The sequence below is a fragment of the Vogesella indigofera genome (genome assembly GCF_003633895.1).
Lineage (GTDB): Bacteria > Pseudomonadota > Gammaproteobacteria > Burkholderiales > Chromobacteriaceae > Vogesella > Vogesella indigofera.
The window spans coordinates 313,438-330,485 of sequence record NZ_RBID01000014.1; the positions used below are offsets into that span (position 1 = coordinate 313,438).

Consider the following 17,048-nt stretch of genomic DNA (forward strand, 5'->3'; position numbering starts at 1 on the left):
CGCCAGCCGCGCCGCCACGGCGGCCAGCAAAAAAGGCACCCGGACGGGTGCCTTTTTCTTTGCGGCCAACCTTTGGAGGTGGCGGCTTATTCCTCGTCGTCGCCGTGGTGCAGCGCGGCGTCCACTTCCTTGCGGTGCAGATGCGGTGCGAACAGCTCGATGAAGGTGTAGGCGTAGCCGCGCAGGTAGGCATCCTTGCGCAGCCCGATCTTGGTCACCGAGGCGTCGAACAGGTGGCTGGCGTCGCGCGCCTGCAGCCCGATGTCGCGTTCGGTCTCGAAGGCCATGCTGGCGATGATGCCGATGCCGAGGCCAAGCTTGACGTAGGTCTTGATCACGTCGGTGTCGATCGCGGTCAGCACCACGTTCGGCGTCTTGCCGATGCTGGTGAAGGCCTGGTTGATCTTGGAGCGGCCGGCAAAGGCGAAATCGTAGGTGATGATCGGGTGCGCGACGATGTCGTCCAGCGTTAGCGGCCGCTGCAGCGCCAACAGCGGGTGGCCGTCCGGCGCCACGATGCTGCGGTTCCACTCGTAGCAGGGCAGCATCGCCAGTTCCTTGTACAGCGAGATGCCTTCGGTAGCGATGGCAAGGTCGGCCTCGCCGGACACCACCATGTCGCAGATCTGCGTCGGGCTGCCTTGCTTGATCGACAGCCGTACCTTCGGGTAGCGCTGTACGAATTCGGCGATCACCTTGGGTAGCGCGTAGCGGGCCTGGGTGTGGGTGGTGGCGATGGTGAGCGCACCTTCCGCTTCCTTGGAGAATTCGTCGCCGACGCGCTTGAGGTTCTGTGCCTCGCGCAGGATGCGCTCCGAGATGCGCAGCACTTCCTTGCCCGGCTCCGACACCGCGACCACGCGCTTGCCGTTGCGGATGAACACCTGGATGCCGAGTTCGTCTTCCAGCAGGCGGATCTGCTTGGAGATGCCCGGCTGCGAGGTGTGCAGCTTTTCGGCCGCCTCGGACACGTTCAGGCCCTGCTTGGCGACTTCGACCAGATAGCGTAACTGCTGGAGTTTCATCGTGCGCTCCTTAAAACCTAAAGTAATTAAATACTAACACAATATTCTTTTCGGCTTTAAAGGCTTTCGCTACCATGGCAGACTTCAGACCGAACGCCCATGGAGGCCCCACGATGAGCCTTGCCGACAAGCTAGCGCATACCGAAGCCCTGCTCGATACCATCGCCCGCGACCACGCGCCCGTTGCGCTGGCCAACAGCTTTGGTGCGGAAGACATGGTGCTGATGCACCTGATCGCCAGCCGCAACCTGCCGATCGGCATTTTCAGCCTCGATACCGGGCGCCTGCCGGTGGAAACCTACACCCTGATGCAGCAGGTCGGCGAACGCTATCCCGGCCATCCGATCCGTGTTTACTATCCGGATGCGACGGCGCTGGAAGCCTACGTCAACAGCAATGGTATCAATGCCTTCTACCAGAGCGTGGAGCTACGCAAGTCCTGTTGCCATATCCGCAAGATCGAGCCGCTGAAACGCGCGCTGGGCGGCCTGTCGGCGTGGATCACCGGCCTGCGCCGCGAACAGTCGCCGACGCGGCAGGATCTCACCGATCGCGAGTTCGACGCCGACAACGGCCTGATGAAGTTCAACCCGCTGATCGAGTGGACCGAAAAAGAAGTGTGGGAATATATCCGCGCCAACGACGTGCCCTACAACAGCCTGCACGACAAGCATGTGCCGTCCATCGGCTGTGCGCCCTGTACCCGGCCGATTTCCGTCGGCGAGGACATCCGTGCCGGTCGCTGGTGGTGGGAAAACCCGGAATCCAAGGAATGTGGCCTGCACGTGAAGGCCAGTCCGCTGAAACGCCCGAATGCCTGACAAGGTTGGCCGCAAGCACTGCGGCCATGACCGTTTGAGGAAACAGAAGCATGTACAAGTACGATGAAGTGGATCACCGCCTGGTGCGCGAGCGCGTCGAGCAGTTCCGCGACCAGACCCGCCGCTACCTGGCCGGCGAGCTGTCGGAAGACGAATTCCGCCCGCTGCGGCTGATGAATGGCCTCTATGTGCAGCGCCACGCGCCGATGCTGCGCGTCGCCATTCCCTATGGCCACCTGTCCAGCACCCAGCTGCGCAAGCTGTCCCACATCGCCCGTACCTACGATCGCGGCTATGGTCACCTGACCACGCGCCAGAACATCCAGTTCAACTGGCCGGCGCTGGAGCGGGTGCCCGACATCCTCGCCGAGCTGGCCGAGGTCGAGATGCACGCGATCCAGACTTCCGGCAACTGTGTGCGCAACACCACCACCGACGCCTTTGCCGGTGTTGCCGCCGACGAGTATCTGGATGGCCGCGCTTACTGCGAAATCATCCGCCAGTGGAGCACGCTGCACCCGGAATTCGCCTACCTGCCGCGCAAATTCAAGATCGCCGTCTCCGGCAGTGCTGACGACCGTGCCGCCACCCAGGTGCACGACATCGGCCTGCACGTGGTGAAGAACGATGCCGGTGAAGTCGGCTTCAAGGTCATCGTCGGCGGCGGCCTCGGCCGCACCCCGCTGGTCGGCAAGACCATCCGCGAGTTCCTGCCGACCCGCCACCTGCTGACCTACCTCGACGCCGTGCTGCGTGTCTATAACCGCTTCGGCCGTCGTGACAACAAGTACAAGGCGCGCATCAAGATCCTGGTGCAGGCGATGACGCCGGAAGCTTTCGCCGCCAAGGTGGAAGACGAGTGGGCGCACCTGAAGGACGGCCCGGCGACGCTGCGCGACGAGGACGTGGCGCACTACGCCAGCTTCTTTACCGACCCAGCCTACGAGCAGCTGGCCGCCAACCCGGAAGCGTTCACCGTGCCGCTGGTCAGCGACGCGGCGTTCGCCAAGTGGGTGGCGCGCAATACCCGCAGCCACAAGCGGACCGGTTACCGCTCGGTGGTGCTGTCGCTGAAGAAGACCGGCGTGCCGCCGGGTGACATCACGGCCGAACAGATGGACGCCGCCGCCGACTGGGCCGACCGTTTCGGCTTTGGCGAGCTGCGCGTGGCGCACGAACAGAACCTGATCCTGCCGGACGTGAAGGAAAGCGACCTGTATGAGGTATGGCAGCTGGCACGCCAGCACGGTTTCGCTACCCCGAACGTCGGCCTGCTGACCGACATCATCTGCTGTCCGGGCGGCGACTTCTGCTCGCTGGCCAATGCCCGTTCCATTCCGGTGGCGGAAGCGATCCAGCTGAAGTTCGACAACCTCGACTACCTGTTCGACCTCGGCGACATTGACTGCAACTTCTCCGGCTGCATGAATGCCTGTGGTCACCATCACATCGGCAACATCGGTATTCTTGGCGTCGACAAGAACGGCGAAGAGTGGTACCAGATCACCCTCGGCGGCAGCCAGGGCAACCACACCGCCATCGGCAAGGTGATCGGGCCGTCGTTTGCGCAGGCCGACGTGCCGCTGGCGTTCGAGAAGATCATGAACCTGTATGTGGAGCAACGCTTGGCTGGCGAACGCTTTATCGAGACCGTACGCCGTATCGGGCTGGAGCCATTCAAGGAGCGCGTTTATGCAAAATCTCATTAAGAACGACGCGGTCACGGAAGATGCATGGCGCCTGATCCGCAGCGAGGACGAAAGTTATGACGCGGCGGAGGATGTCATCCTGCCGCTGGCCGCCTGGCTGGCGCTGGATCCTGCGGCCCGCAGCGGCCAGACCGCGGTATGGCTGGCACCGGATGCCGACCTGACCGTGCTGTGGCCGGCGCTGGCGCAGTTGCCGCTGATCGCCATTGATTTCCCTGCCTTTACCGATGGCCGCGGCTATAGCCTTGCCCGATTGCTGCGCGAGCGCTACGGTTATCAGGGAGAGTTGCGTGCCATTGGCGACGTGCAGCGCGATCAGCTGGCCTACCTGGCACGGGTCGGTTTCACCGTGTTCGCGATTCGCGACGACCGTCCGGCCGAGGCGGCACTGGATGGGCTGCGCGATTTCAGCGACCAGTATCAGGCCACTGTACTGCAGCCGGAGCCGTTGTTTAAAAGACGCACTCAGCGCTAAATTGTTGCTTGTTAGCAACTGAAAGTGTGGTGTTTCGATAGAATGGTCCGCTTTTGTGTTGCTTTTTTTGTCGCATTCCATTGAGCTAAAGTTGACATGGTGGTGATCGACTACCTATAGTCACTCCAACTATCTGGCAACGGATGAATTTCGCGTTTGTCTTAAAGCTTGACGTGCTGTGCTTGTCATGAGCAGTTTTGCGAAGCTGGTAGACTTATCCAACAAAGAGGAAATGCTATGAATAAATCGATCAAACTGAGCGCACTGGTTGTTGCCATGATGCTGTCCAGCGGCGCTTTCGCTGCCAAGGCTGGCTACGCGACTGACGGCGTGCTGGACAACGTGGCTCGCAACGCCTACGGCGAATGCTGGAAAGACGGCTACTTCAACAAGGCAACTGACGGCCTGGTTGAGTGCGGCGACAAGGAAGCTCCGAAGCCGGTTGCTGTAGCGCCAGTTGCTCCGGCTCCTGCCGTGGTTTCCCAGATCAAGTCCTTCACCCTGTCGGCTGCCGGCCTGTTCGCCTTCGACAAGACCGTGATCACTTCCGGCAACGCAGCGCTGGACGGCGTGGTTGCGGAACTGAAGGGCGACAAGTACCTGAAGTCGGTTGCCATCGTTGGTCACACTGACTACATGGGCGCCGAAGCCTACAACCAGAAACTGTCCGAGCGTCGTGCCAACGCCGTGAAGGACTACCTGGTTGCTGGCGGCATCCCTGCCGAGAAGATCTCCGCTTCCGGCGCTGGCGAATCGCAAGCCAAGCTGACCGAGCAGTGCTCGAAGATCAAGGCTCGCACTCAGCGTATCGCCTGCCTGGAGCCGGATCGTCGCTTCGAAGTGACTGTAGAAACTGCCAAAGAAGTGAAGATGTAAGTCTCGCTTCTTGCCAGAAAGCCCCGGCTCCTGCCGGGGCTTTTGTTTTTTGGCTTTGGGCTGGCGCGGCTCAGGGTGGCTGGTTAAAATCACCGTTTGTTTCTTTTCGAGCACGACTGCCCATGCGAGCGTTTCTGGGCGACCCGCGTCGCCATGATTTGTTGCCCTGTGCGCTGACCATCGGTAATTTCGACGGTGTCCACCTCGGCCATCAGAAGATGCTGGCCCGCTTGCGGCACGAGGCTGCCGCCCGTGGCCTGCCTACCGCGCTGCTGACTTTCGAGCCGCACCCGCGCGAGTTCTTTGCCCGCAGCCAGCCGCCGGCGCGGCTGTCGGTGCTGCGCGACAAGCTGCAATTCCTGGCGGAAGAAGAACGGGTCGACTATGTGTTTGTCTACCGTTTCAACCACGCCTTTTCGCGCATGCCGGCCGAGTTGTTCATGCGCGAGGTGTTGCTGCAGCAATTGCAGACCCGTTATCTGCTGATCGGCGATGATTTCCAGTTTGGTGCCGACCGCAAGGGCAATTTCGAGTTGCTCAGTGCCTGTCCCGATTTTGTCACCGAAGCGATGCCGTCGGTGCTGGTGGCCGGTGAGCGCGCCTCCAGCACCCTGGTGCGCGATACCTTGGCCGCCGGCGACCTGCAACGCGCGGCTACCTTGCTGGGGCGGCCGTACCAGATCAGTGGCAAGGTGATGCACGGCCAGAAACTGGGGCGCACCATCGGTTTCCCGACCGCCAACGTGCATCTGCCGCATCTGCGCCCGGCGCTGCAGGGGGTGTTCGTGGTGGAAGTCGATACGCCGCAGGGGCGTCTCGGCGGCGTGGCCAGCCTCGGCAAGAACCCGACGGTCACCGATAGCCAGCATTACAAGCTGGAAGTGCATTTGTTCGATTTTCACGGTGATCTGTATGGCCAGCGTGTTTCGGTGCACTTTCTGAAAAAATTGCGCGATGAAGCGCGTTATGATGATTTGAACGAGCTGGTGGCGCAGATTGAACGCGACGCCGCCAGCGCCAAGACCTATTTGACCAGTTTGCAACGAGATCAGGCATGAGCATCGACTATCGCAAGACCGTAAACCTGCTGGATACCCCGTTCCCGATGCGGGGTGATCTGGCCAAACGTGAACCCGCTTGGCTCAAGCGCTGGACCGAACAGCAGCGCTACCAGAAACTGCGTAAAGTCGCTGCCGGCCGTCCCAAGTTCATCCTGCACGACGGCCCACCGTACGCCAACGGCGATATCCATATCGGTCATGCCGTCAACAAGGTGCTGAAGGACATCATTGTCCGCTCCAAGACGCTGTCCGGCTTCGACGCGCCGTACGTACCGGGCTGGGACTGCCACGGCCTGCCGATCGAGCTGATGGTGGAAAAACTGCACGGCAAGGACATTCCGGCCGCCAAGTTCCGCGAACTGTGCCGCGAATACGCGCACGAGCAGATCGCGCGCCAGAAGAAGGACTTCATCCGTCTGGGCGTGCTGGGTGACTGGGACAACCCGTACCTGACCATGGATTTCAAGACCGAGGCCGACATCGTGCGCACCCTCGGCAAGATTTACGAGAACGGCTACCTGTTCAAGGGCGAGAAGCCGGTGCACTGGTGCATCGAGTGCGGCTCGGCGCTGGCCGAGGCGGAAGTTGAGTACGAAGACAAGACCTCGCCGGCGATCGACGTCGGCTTCAAGGTGCTGGAAGGCGACAAGCTGGCCGCAGCGTTTGGTCTTGCGGCCAACGTTGACGATGCCCGTGCCGTGATCTGGACCACCACGCCGTGGACGCTGCCGGCCAACCAGGCGGTATCGGTCAATGCCAAGCTGGTGTACCAGCTGCTGGACACCGCCAAGGGCAAGCTGATCCTGGCCAAGGACCTGGCCGAAGTGACCCTCAAGCGCTACGGCGTGGACGGCACCGTGCTGGCGGAAACCAGCGGCGACAAGCTGGAGCTGATCCGTTTGCAGCACCCGTTCTACGACCGTCAGGTGCCGATCATCTGCGGCGAGCACGTGACCACCGACGCCGGTACCGGCCTGGTGCACACCGCGCCGGCGCACGGTCTGGAAGACTTCCAGGTCGGCCAGCAGTACGGCATCCCGGTGGACAACCCGGTGGCCGACAACGGCCGCTACAAGTCCACCACCGAGCTGTACGCCGGCCTGTCGGTGTGGGAAGCCAATCCGAAAGTGATCGAGACACTGGTCGAGCAGGGCGCGCTGATCCATCAGGAAAAGCTGCTGCACAGCTACCCGCACTGCTGGCGTCACAAGACGCCGATCATCTTCCGCGCCACCGCGCAGTGGTTCATTGGCATGGACAAGTCCGGCAAGGACAGCGAAGTGCTGCGCGAGCGCGCCAAGCACGCGGTGGACAGCACCGAGTTCTTTCCGGCCTGGGGCCGTGCCCGTCTGGAAGCGATGATCAGCAACCGCCCGGACTGGTGCGTATCGCGCCAGCGTAACTGGGGCGTGCCGATGACCTTCTTCGTGCACAAGGAAAGCGGCGAGCTGCATCCGGATTCCGCCGCGCTGCTGGAACAGGTGGCATTGCGCATCGAGCAGCAGGGTATCGAAGGCTGGTTCAGCCTCGACGCTGCCGAACTGCTGGGTGACGATGCGGCCAACTACCGCAAGCTGAGCGACACCCTCGACGTGTGGTTCGACTCCGGTTCCACCCACTTCGCGGTGCTGAAACAGCGTCCGGAGCTGGCGTGGCCGGCCGACCTCTACCTGGAAGGCTCCGACCAGCATCGCGGCTGGTTCCAGTCGTCCTTGCTCACCGGCTGCGCCACCATCGGTCGCGCGCCGTACCAGCAACTGCTGACCCACGGCTTCGTGGTCGACGGCAAGGGCCTGAAGATGTCCAAGTCCAAGGGCAACGTGGTGGCGCCGCAGAAGGTCAACGACAGCCTCGGCGCCGACATCCTGCGCCTGTGGGTAGCCTCCACCGACTACTCCGGCGAGCTGGCGATCTCCGACGAGATCCTCAAGCGCGTCACCGAGAGCTACCGCCGCCTGCGTAATACCTTCCGCTTCCTGCTGGCCAACCTGTCGGACTTCGATCCGATGGAGCACGCGGTGCCGTTCGGCAACCTGCTGGAGATCGACCGCTACGCGCTGCTGATGGCCAAGGAAATGCAGGAAAAGGTGACCGGCGAGCTGTATCCGCGCTACGCCTTCCACCACGCGGTGCAGGAAATCGTCAACTACTGCTCCGAGGATCTTGGCGCCTTCTACCTCGACATCCTCAAGGACCGCCTGTACACCACCCAGGCGGGCAGCCACGCGCGCCGCAGTGCGCAGACCGCGCTGTACCACATCACCCGCAGCCTGCTGCTGCTGGTGTCGCCGATCCTGTGCTTCACCGCCGACGAGGCGTGGGAAGTGCTGGTCGGCAGCGACGAGGAATCGCCGCTGTTCCACGTGTGGCACGAGTTCCCGCTCACCGGCGAACAGCAGGAAGCGGACCTGGTCGGCAAGTGGCAGGCCATTCGCGCCTTCCGCGCACAGCTGAACAAGGATATCGAGGCACTGCGCAGTGCCGAGCAGCTCGGTTCCGCACTGCAGGCCGAGGTCGATGTCGTGGCCGACGAAGTGCTGTTCCCGCTCTTGGCCAGCCTGGGCGACGATCTCAAGTTCGTGCTGATGGTATCGCGCATCAGCGTCAGCGAAGGCTCCGCGCTGAGCATCACCGTCACGCCGTCGGCGCATGCCAAGTGTGACCGTTGCTGGCACTATCGCAGCGACGTCGGCAGCCATGCCGGCCACGGCAATGTCTGCGGCCGCTGCGTCGACAACATCGATGGTAAAGGTGAGGCCCGTGTCCACGCCTGAGGTCGAACTGCAAACGGCAGGGCCGGCCACGGCCCTGCGTGACAGCCTGAAGTGGTTCCTGCTGGCGCTGCTGATCATCGTGATCGACCAGCTCAGCAAGATCCATTTCAATACCACCTACCAGTTCGGCGAGTACCGCGCGGTGATCCCGGGTTATTTCGGCTTCACCCTGCTGTACAACCCGGGGGCGGCGTTCAGCTTCCTCGCCGATGCCGGCGGCTGGCAGAAGTTCTTCTTCACCGCGCTGGCCTTCGCCGTCTCCGGCTGGCTGGGCTGGCAGATGGTGAAAGGACGCTTCAGCACGGTGATGAGCCTGGCGGCGTCGTTCATCATCGGTGGGGCGCTGGGCAATGTGATCGACCGGCTGCTGCACGGCCACGTCATCGACTTCATCCAGGTGCACTACTACAACAGCTGGTACTACCCGGCGTTCAACCTCGCCGACAGCTTCATCTGCGTCGGTGCCGTGCTGATGGTGATCGACAGCTTCCGCCACCCGCAACCATGACGACAACGTTGGCCGCAGCCTTGCGGCCAACCTTTTAGCTACTGAAGGATATCCCGATGACGAAGACCATCATGCTGGCCAACCCGCGCGGTTTCTGCGCCGGCGTCGACCGTGCCATCGCCATCGTCGAGCGCGCGCTGGAAATCTACGGCGCCCCGATCTATGTCCGCCACGAGGTGGTGCACAACCGCTTCGTGGTCGACAACCTGCGCGACAAGGGCGCCATCTTCATCGAGGAGCTGCAGGACGTGCCGCCCGGCGCCACCCTGATCTACTCGGCGCACGGCGTGCCGCAATCGGTGCGCCTGGAGGCGGAAGCCCGCGGCCTGACGGTGTATGACGCCACCTGTCCGCTGGTGACCAAGGTGCACGTCGAGGTCAAGCGCATGCACCAGGCCGGCATGAGCATCATCATGATCGGTCACAAGGGCCACCCCGAGGTGGAAGGCACCATGGGCCAGGTCGAGCACGGCATGTACCTGGTGGAAACGGTCGACGATGTCGCCACGCTGCAGCTGCCGGATGAATCGCGGCTGTCCTATGTCAGCCAGACCACGCTGTCGGTGGACGAGACCCGCGACATCATCAATGCGCTGAAGGCGCGCTTCCCGCAGATCACCAGCCCGAAGAAGGACGACATCTGCTACGCCACGCAGAATCGCCAGGATGCGGTGAAGCTGTTGTCCGACGAGTGCGATATCGTGATCGTGGTCGGCTCGCCGAACAGCTCCAACTCCAACCGCCTGCGCGAAGTGGCGGCCTTGCGCGGCGTGACCGCCTACATGGTCGACAACGCCACCCTGCTGCAGCAGGCATGGTTCGACGGCAAGCAGCGTGTCGGCGTCACCGCCGGCGCCAGCGCGCCGGAGGTGTTGGTGCAGGCGGTGATCGAGCAGATCCGCCTGTTTGGCGCCACCAGCGTCAGCGAGCTGAACGGCGTGGAGGAGAGCATCGTGTTCGCGCTGCCGCCCGGCCTGCGCGAGAAAAAGGGCGGCGCCAGCGCCTGACGCGTGCATCCGCCCACCCGCAACCCGGCCACCGACAGGAGCCGGGTTTTTTCATGGCCGCGGCCGCCCGCGCCGGCCGGCTCTTGAAGAATCTGCACCTGCCGCCATCTTGTCCTCTGTTATCAACTCTTCATTCAGACATAGCCATGAGCGCACAGAAAGAAACCCTGGGTTTTCAGACCGAAGTCAAACAGCTGCTGAAACTGATGATCCATTCCTTGTACTCCAACAAGGAAATCTTCCTGCGTGAGCTGGTGTCCAACGCCAGCGATGCGGCCGACAAGCTGCGTTTCGAGGGGCTGAACAATGCCGCCCTGTTCGAGAATGATCCCGAGCTGAAAATCCGCATCAGCGTCGACAAGGATGCCAAGACCATCACCATCACCGACAACGGCATCGGCATGAGCCGCGACGAGGTGATCGCCAACATCGGTACCATCGCCAAGTCCGGCACCAAGGCCTTCTTCGAGCAGCTGTCGGGCGATGCCAAGAAGGACGCCAACCTGATCGGCCAGTTCGGTGTCGGCTTCTACTCCGCCTTCATCGTCGCCGACAAGGTGACGCTGACCACCCGCCGCGCCGGCGCCGCTGCCAGCGAAGGCGTGCGCTGGGAGTCGGCCGGCGAGGGCGACTTCACCCTGGAGCCAGTGGACAAGGTTGGCCGCGGCACCGAGATCGTGCTGCACCTGAAAGACGGCAACGACGACTTTCTCAACGACTGGTCGCTGAAGCGCATCGTGCGCACCTATTCCGACCACATTTCGATCCCGATCGAGATGAAGAAGGGCAACAGCTACGGCGAGAACGGCGAAGTGATCGTCAGCGATGATTTCGAAGTGGTCAACGAAGCCTCCGCGCTGTGGACGCGCAGCAAGAACGACATCACCGAAGAGCAGTACCAGGAATTCTACAAGCACGTGGCGCATGACTTTACCGAGCCGCTGGCATGGAGCCACGCCCGCGTCGAAGGCCGCCAGGAGTACACCGAACTGCTGTACATCCCGTCGCGCGCCCCGTTCGACATGTGGGATCGCGAGCGCAAGCAGGGTGTGAAGCTGTACGTGCGCCGCGTGTTCATCATGGAAGACAGCAACAAGCTGATGCCGCAGTACCTGCGCTTCGTGCGCGGCGTGATCGACAGCAACGACCTGCCGCTGAACGTGTCGCGCGAGATCCTGCAGGAATCGAAAGACATCGACGCCATTCGCGCCGGCTGCGTGAAGAAGGTACTGGGCCTGCTGGACGACCTCGCCGCCAACGAGCAGGACAAGTACGCCGCGTTCTGGAAGGAATTCGGCCAGGTGCTGAAGGAAGGCGTCGGCGAAGACTTCGCCAACAAGGAGCGCATCGCCAAGCTGCTGCGCTTCGTGTCCACCGCATCGGAAGGCGACGTGCCTGACGTGTCGCTGGCCGACTACGTTGGCCGCATGAAGGAAGGCCAGGACAAGATCTACTTCATCACCGCCGACAGCCTGTCCGCGGCGCGCAACAGCCCGCACCTGGAAGTGTTCAAGAAGAAGGGCGTGGAAGTGCTGCTGCTCACCGACCGTGTCGACGAGTGGGTGACCGGTTCGCTGACCGAGTTCGACGGCAAGCAGCTGCAGTCGGTGGCCAAGGGGGCACTGGATCTGGGCGCGCTGGAAGACGACGCCGACAAGGAAGCGCAGAAGCAGGTGGAAGAAGCCGCCAAGCCGGTAGTAGAGCTGGTGCAGAAGGCGCTGGGCGAGCGCGTGAAAGACGTGCGTGCCACCGCGCGGCTGACCGACAGCCCGGCCTGCCTGGTGGTAGGCGAGCACGAAATGAGCGCGCATCTGGAGCGCATGCTGAAAGCCGCCGGCCAGCCGGTGCCGGAAGGCAGCAAGCCGACACTGGAGATCAATCCGGAACACGTGCTGGTCAAGCGTCTGGCGGCGGAAAGTGACGACAGCCGCCGCGAAGACCTGGCACACGTGTTGTACGATCAGGCATTGCTGGCGGAAGGTGGCAAACTGGAAGACCCGGCCACCTTCGTGAAGCGGATCAACAAGCTGATGCTGGAGTTGTCTGTCTGACCCGGAGCATTGCGGCCAACGTTGGCCGCAGTGGCTTGCCCGTTACAAACCGTCCTGCCCAGTGGCAGGGCGGTTTTTTATTGGGGGGCCATCCGGTAGTGGGTGCTGCGTTGGCAGCGTGTGGCAGTCGGCGCGCTTAGCGAGCCGCGGCGATGTAGGCATCGCCCTGATAGTGTGCACTGGACAATCCCAGTGCCGAGTTGAAAGTCACCATGAAGCGGCGGCCAACCTGGCGGATGGCAATGACTTCGTAGGCAACAGTGTGGTCAAGACGTTGTTCGGTGATGCGATCACCTGGTTGCAATTCCTGGATTTTCATTAAATTCCTTGTTCAATTCTCAATATCAGCGGCGGTAGTGCTGCGGAGCACCTTCCGGACGCGCTGTCGGGTGGCGGAAGTTGATCCGTCCCTTGCTCAAATCATACGGTGACATTTCTACGGTGACGCGGTCGCCCATCAGCACGCGGATGCGGTGCATGCGCATTTTGCCGGAGCCGTAGGCGAGGATTTCCACGCCGTTGTCCAGCAGTACACGAAAGCGCGATTCAGGCAGCATTTCGGTAACGACACCTTGCAGTTCGATCATATCTTCTTTAGACATTGTATTCTTTCGGGTAGCTGGTTCCGTGCCCGGTCATCAGACCATGCACCAAGGCCCGTTCATAAGCAGCATGAACGGGAAAGAAATGTGAAACCGTGTTGGGGAGTGTCGCCTGCGAGGTAGGGCAGGGCAGGCAAAAACAGACGGCAGCAGTACGAAAACTGTGCCAGCAAGACGGAAACAGACAGTACTATACCGCTAAATCCATGATTTGTCAGTTTTTTCGTGCCACAGGACGACAAGCCCCAGTCAGCGATCGCAGGCCAGCTAAAAAGCAGGCGGATGCCGTGCTGGCATCCGGCCGCTTTTGACGGACTGGCTTTAGCTGGATAGCTGCTTCATTGCACTGCGAAAGCGCGCATGCGCGCGTGAAACGGTAGAGAGACTGATATCGAGTTGGCGCGAGGCAGCATAACCGGTCATGCCGTCGATCTCCATCAGGCAGACTGCTTCACGGGACTTTTTCTTCAGGCCGATCATGTCCGCGATGCGTTTCATTTGTTCCAACCGCATGATGATTCTCCTTGCTGGATAACAGGCGACAGCGCATGCCTGATATAAGCTTAGACCGTATTGCCCGAATTGCCATGCTGCATGGCACAAGCCGCTTAGAGCCTATTCACGATCTGCTGCGCTTCGGCGATACCGCGTTGAAAACGGCTTCGGAATGCTCATTTACCACTTATAAACTCCGCTTCCTCAGCCGTTTTCGCCTTGTCTCGCTCTAGCTCGCGAAATCGTGAACAGGCTCTACGCTGGCGGCAGCGTGTCACTGAAGCTGGCGCGCTGCTGTAGCCGTTGTGCCAGACTGGCCAGATTCGGATGCAGCGTGCGCCAGTCGAGATCGGCAAAGCGGAAGTCGAGGTAACCCAGGCAGCAACCGACGCTGATGTCGGCAATGCCGTAGCTGTCGGCGCAGCACCAGTTGCGCTCGCCGAGGTCGTGCGCCAGGGCGGCCAGGCCGCGGATGACCTTGTCGTGCTGGCGGTTGATCCAGTCGGCGCTTTGCAGTGCCGGCGGGCGGCGCTGTTCGATCACGATATTGGCGGCGGCATCGCAGATGCCATCGGCCAGCGCCTCCCAGCGGCGGGCTTCGATCAGCTGGCGGCGTTCCTGCGGGAACAGCCGTGCCACCGGGGAAATGCTGTCCAGATATTCGACGATGACGCGGGAATCAAACAGCGCGCTGCCGTCGTCCAGCAGCAATACCGGCACCTTGCCCAGCGGGTTGAACTCGGCGACCCGGCTGCCGGCCTCCCAGGGCAGGTCCAGTTCCAGCGGGCAGTCGATCTTTTTCTCGGCCAGCACCACGCGCACCTTGCGGGCAAACGGGCTGGTCAGTGAGGCAATCAGTTTCATGATGGTGTGTGTGCTTGGCGGCTTGTTTCGCGGGAGTGCGATATTGTAAGCGCAGTATCAGCAACGGCGGGATGAGCGTCAATCGCGCCGTTGCCGGGCCGGGCCTTATTGCAGCTCGATACGGCCGCTGACATTGAGCTGGATGGTGCTTTTACCCGGTTGCCATTCCGGCGTGGTCACCTCGGCCACCGCGTCGGCCGTCATCGCCTTGGCGCGCATCATCAGCGGCGGCATGTTCGGCTGGCTTTCGCCGATGGTCAGCTCGCGCACCTGCTGTTGCGGCTTGCCCAGCGCCTTGCCGGCGGCGGTGGCCTGGTGCTGCAGCAGGGCAATCGCTTCCGGGATCAGTGTCTGCTCGGTGGCCTTGCGCGTGCTGTCGGCGACGCTGAACTGCACCCCTTCCAGCAGCATGTATTTCTGCAGCTGGGCGATCAGCTCGGCGGCGGCGGTAAAGTCGCGGCTGTGCAGGCGGATGTCGGCGCGGCCCTGCCAGCCATTGATCTTGCCGTTCTTGTCGTAGCTGGGCCAGCTATTGTAGTTGCCGCTGCTGATGGTCACTTTCGGGTAGCCGGCGGCATCGGCCTTGGCGCGGTTGAGGGCGCGGTTCAGCTTGTCGGCCAGCTGCGCCGCCTGTGGCTGCCGTTCCTGGATGTACAGCGTCGCGTTCAGCTGGTCATTCGGCAACTCGCGTTGGGCGCTGGCGCTGAGGTTGAGGACGGTGGCGGGCTCGGCCGCCTGGGCCGGTGCCAGCTGGCTCAGCAGCAGGGTGACGCCGAGCAGCAAGGGACGGGAAGAACGCAGGAACAGGGACATGATGGGACCTTTCGCGGTGAAAACAGCGCTGTGACTGTGGCGATGCGTGATGGTTGCAATCGTACCGGCTAATTATGGCCGTTGAATGTAACGCTGTCGCGCGGCGGGCGAGCGGGCATGAAAAAGCACGACCCGCGGGCCGTGCTGTGTGTGGGGCGCTTGCCGGCTTCAGCCCAGCAGCAGCGCGTCGTCGTCGATCTGTTCGCCGCGGGTCTTCTCGAACATCGCCAGCAGGTCGCTGACCTGCATCTGCTTGCGCTCGTCGCCGCTGACATCCAGCACCACGCGGCCCTGATGCAGCATCACGGTGCGGTGGCCGTGATCCAGCGCCTGGCGCATGGAGTGGGTGACCATCATCGCGGTGAGCTTGTTCTCCTGCACGATGCGGTCGGTCAGCTCCAGCACGAAGGCGGCGGTTTTCGGGTCCAGCGCGGCGGTGTGCTCGTCCAGCAGCAGAATGCGCGACGGCTGCAGCGAGGCCATCAGCAGGCTGACCGCCTGGCGCTGGCCGCCGGAGAGCAGGTCGATGCGGTCGGCGAGGCGGTTTTCCAGCCCCAGCTTCAGCATCGCCAGCTTGTCACGGAACAGCTCGCGCTGCTCGACGCGGATGGCGCGGCCAAAGCCGCGGCTGCGGCCACGGTGCCACGCCAGCGCCATGTTTTCCTCGATGCTGAGGCCTTCGCAGGTGCCAGCCATCGGGTCCTGGAACACGCGCGCCACCATGCCGGCGCGTTGCCAGGCCGGCACGCGGGTGACGTCCTGCTCGTCGATGTGCAGGCTGCCGCGGTCGACGAACAGGTCGCCGGAGATGGCATTCAGCAGCGTGGATTTGCCGGCGCCGTTGCTGCCGATCACGGTCACGAACTGGCCGGATTCGATGGTCAGCGACAGGCCGCGCAGCACCGGATTCTCGATCGGGGTGCCGGGGTTGAAGGTCTTGAACAGATTGTCGGCGCGCAGCATCAGTGCTTTCCTCCGGCCTTGCGGGAAAATTTCGCTTTCAGTTTCGGCAATACCAGGGCAAAGCCCACCAGCAGCGCGGTGATCAGGTTCAGGTCCTGTGCCTGCAGGCCGATGAAGTCGGCGTTCAGCGCCACCGCGATCAGCAGGCGGTACAGCAGCGCGCCGATGATGGTGGCCAGCGTGATCACCCACAGCTTGCGCGACGGCAGCAGGGTTTCGCCGATGATCACCGCGGCGAGGCCGACCACGATGGTGCCGACGCCCATCGACACGTCGGCGCCGCCCTGGGTCTGCACGTACAGCGCGCCGGCCAGCGCGATCAGCGCATTGGACAGCGCCATGCCGGACAGCACCATGCGCTCGGTGGCCACGCCCTGGGCGCGGGCCATGCGCGGGTTGGCGCCGGTGGCGCGCATCGCGAGTCCGGTCTGCGAGGCAAAGAACAGGTCCAGCGCGATCTTGGTGACGACGATGATCACCGCCAGCACCGCCGGCTGCACCAGCCAGCTGTTTTCCAGCGCCTCGCCGATGAACGGGGCGAACACCGTCGGCGAGCCGATCAGCGGCATATTGGGCGCGCCCATGATGCGCAGGTTGATCGAGTACAGCGCGATCATCACCAGGATGCTGGCCAGCAACTGCAGGATGTTGAGACGCACGTGCAGCCAGGCGGTGACCAGGCCGGATGCGGCGCCGGCCAGCGCGCCGAAGGCGCAGGCCAGCCACGGGTCGTGGCCGCCGGCGATCAGGGTGGCGGCGACGGCGCCGCCCAGCGGGAAGCTGCCGTCGGCGGTGAGGTCGGGGAAGTCAAGGATGCGGAAGGAAATCAGCACGCCCAGCGCCACCAGCGCAAAGATCAGACCGATTTCCAGGGCACCCATCAATGCGATAGGGGTCATAGCTTACCTGCAATAACAAGCGCTCCTGTGCGCCAATCGGTAATCGGGCATCGCGGAGCGCGGGGTGAACAAGGTTGGCCGCAACGGTGGCTGCGGCCAACGTTG

18 protein-coding genes are annotated in these 17,048 nt (G+C 62.7%); 10 read left to right on the forward strand and 8 right to left on the reverse strand.

The genetic code is table 11. The annotated features are described in order from the left end of the window. Positions 1-86 precede the first annotated feature (86 nt). Positions 87-1,025 (reverse strand): HTH-type transcriptional regulator CysB, encoded by a 939-nt coding sequence (cysB, locus tag C8E02_RS09665; protein WP_120810593.1) that lies wholly within the window; start codon positions 1,023-1,025, stop codon positions 87-89. Positions 1,026-1,138: 113 nt separating this feature from the next. On the opposite strand from cysB, the gene C8E02_RS09670 reads away from it, so the two are divergent. The 9 genes from C8E02_RS09670 (at position 1,139) to htpG (ending at position 12,307) form a co-directional block, all read left to right on the forward strand. Continuing rightward, positions 1,139-1,846 (forward strand): phosphoadenylyl-sulfate reductase, encoded by a 708-nt coding sequence (locus tag C8E02_RS09670; RefSeq protein WP_047967322.1) that lies wholly within the window; start codon positions 1,139-1,141, stop codon positions 1,844-1,846. A gap of 50 nt (positions 1,847-1,896) precedes the next feature. Continuing rightward, positions 1,897-3,555 (forward strand): nitrite/sulfite reductase, encoded by a 1,659-nt coding sequence (locus C8E02_RS09675; protein WP_120810594.1) that lies wholly within the window; start codon positions 1,897-1,899, stop codon positions 3,553-3,555. Beyond that, positions 3,539-4,030 (forward strand): DUF934 domain-containing protein, encoded by a 492-nt coding sequence (locus tag C8E02_RS09680; RefSeq protein ID WP_120810595.1) that lies wholly within the window; start codon positions 3,539-3,541, stop codon positions 4,028-4,030. The genes C8E02_RS09675 and C8E02_RS09680 overlap by 17 nt, the downstream gene beginning before the upstream one ends. A gap of 237 nt (positions 4,031-4,267) precedes the next feature. Then, complete coding sequence (locus tag C8E02_RS09685) at positions 4,268-4,906, forward strand: OmpA family protein (protein WP_120810596.1); 639 nt, start codon at positions 4,268-4,270, stop codon at positions 4,904-4,906. A 122-nt stretch (positions 4,907-5,028) separates the two neighbouring features. Next, positions 5,029-5,964: a bifunctional riboflavin kinase/FAD synthetase gene (locus C8E02_RS09690; protein WP_047967326.1), complete on the forward strand. Its 936-nt coding sequence runs from the start codon at positions 5,029-5,031 to the stop codon at positions 5,962-5,964. Then, positions 5,961-8,741 carry an isoleucine--tRNA ligase gene (gene ileS / locus C8E02_RS09695; RefSeq protein ID WP_120810597.1) on the forward strand — a complete coding sequence of 927 codons (2,781 nt, stop codon included), beginning with the start codon at positions 5,961-5,963 and terminating at the stop codon, positions 8,739-8,741. The genes C8E02_RS09690 and ileS overlap by 4 nt, the downstream gene beginning before the upstream one ends. Further along, positions 8,710-9,249 carry a signal peptidase II gene (gene lspA, locus C8E02_RS09700; RefSeq protein ID WP_120810660.1) on the forward strand — a complete coding sequence of 180 codons (540 nt, stop codon included), beginning with the start codon at positions 8,710-8,712 and terminating at the stop codon, positions 9,247-9,249. Before ileS ends, lspA begins: the two co-directional genes overlap by 32 nt. A gap of 56 nt (positions 9,250-9,305) precedes the next feature. Beyond that, positions 9,306-10,256 (forward strand): 4-hydroxy-3-methylbut-2-enyl diphosphate reductase, encoded by a 951-nt coding sequence (gene ispH / locus C8E02_RS09705; RefSeq protein WP_120810598.1) that lies wholly within the window; start codon positions 9,306-9,308, stop codon positions 10,254-10,256. 146 nt (positions 10,257-10,402) lie between these two features. After that, the gene (gene htpG / locus C8E02_RS09710) at positions 10,403-12,307 is read left to right on the forward strand and encodes a molecular chaperone HtpG (protein WP_120810599.1); all 1,905 of its coding nucleotides are present in this window, start codon (positions 10,403-10,405) and stop codon (positions 12,305-12,307) included. A gap of 136 nt (positions 12,308-12,443) precedes the next feature. On the opposite strand, the gene C8E02_RS09715 is transcribed toward htpG, so the two are convergent. From C8E02_RS09715 to C8E02_RS09725, 3 genes are all read right to left on the reverse strand, one after another. Then, on the reverse strand, positions 12,444-12,626 hold the full coding sequence (locus C8E02_RS09715) for a hypothetical protein (RefSeq protein ID WP_047967330.1): 183 nt from the start codon (positions 12,624-12,626) through the stop codon (positions 12,444-12,446). Positions 12,627-12,651: 25 nt separating this feature from the next. Continuing rightward, the gene (gene infA, locus C8E02_RS09720) at positions 12,652-12,909 is read right to left on the reverse strand and encodes a translation initiation factor IF-1 (protein ID WP_047967331.1); all 258 of its coding nucleotides are present in this window, start codon (positions 12,907-12,909) and stop codon (positions 12,652-12,654) included. 321 nt (positions 12,910-13,230) lie between these two features. Continuing rightward, complete coding sequence (locus C8E02_RS09725; protein WP_047967332.1) at positions 13,231-13,422, reverse strand: RNA polymerase sigma factor; 192 nt, start codon at positions 13,420-13,422, stop codon at positions 13,231-13,233. Positions 13,423-13,457: 35 nt separating this feature from the next. Here C8E02_RS09725 and C8E02_RS17230 point away from each other — a divergent pair, with 35 nt between their 5' ends. Continuing rightward, positions 13,458-13,637 carry a hypothetical protein gene (locus tag C8E02_RS17230; RefSeq protein WP_147424479.1) on the forward strand — a complete coding sequence of 60 codons (180 nt, stop codon included), beginning with the start codon at positions 13,458-13,460 and terminating at the stop codon, positions 13,635-13,637. 22 nt (positions 13,638-13,659) lie between these two features. On the opposite strand, the gene C8E02_RS09730 is transcribed toward C8E02_RS17230, so the two are convergent. The 4 genes from C8E02_RS09730 to C8E02_RS09745 all read right to left on the reverse strand — a co-directional run bounded on the left by C8E02_RS09730 (position 13,660) and on the right by C8E02_RS09745 (position 16,943). Next, positions 13,660-14,268, reverse strand: coding sequence for a glutathione S-transferase (locus C8E02_RS09730; protein ID WP_120810600.1), 609 nt, complete (start codon positions 14,266-14,268; stop codon positions 13,660-13,662). A gap of 105 nt (positions 14,269-14,373) precedes the next feature. Next, positions 14,374-15,081 (reverse strand): SIMPL domain-containing protein, encoded by a 708-nt coding sequence (locus tag C8E02_RS09735; RefSeq protein ID WP_047967334.1) that lies wholly within the window; start codon positions 15,079-15,081, stop codon positions 14,374-14,376. Between the two features lie 168 nt (positions 15,082-15,249). Then, on the reverse strand, positions 15,250-16,044 hold the full coding sequence (locus C8E02_RS09740) for an ABC transporter ATP-binding protein (RefSeq protein ID WP_120810601.1): 795 nt from the start codon (positions 16,042-16,044) through the stop codon (positions 15,250-15,252). Continuing rightward, positions 16,044-16,943: an ABC transporter permease gene (locus C8E02_RS09745; RefSeq protein ID WP_120810602.1), complete on the reverse strand. Its 900-nt coding sequence runs from the start codon at positions 16,941-16,943 to the stop codon at positions 16,044-16,046. The genes C8E02_RS09740 and C8E02_RS09745 overlap by 1 nt, the downstream gene beginning before the upstream one ends. Between the last annotated feature and the right edge of the window lie 105 nt (positions 16,944-17,048).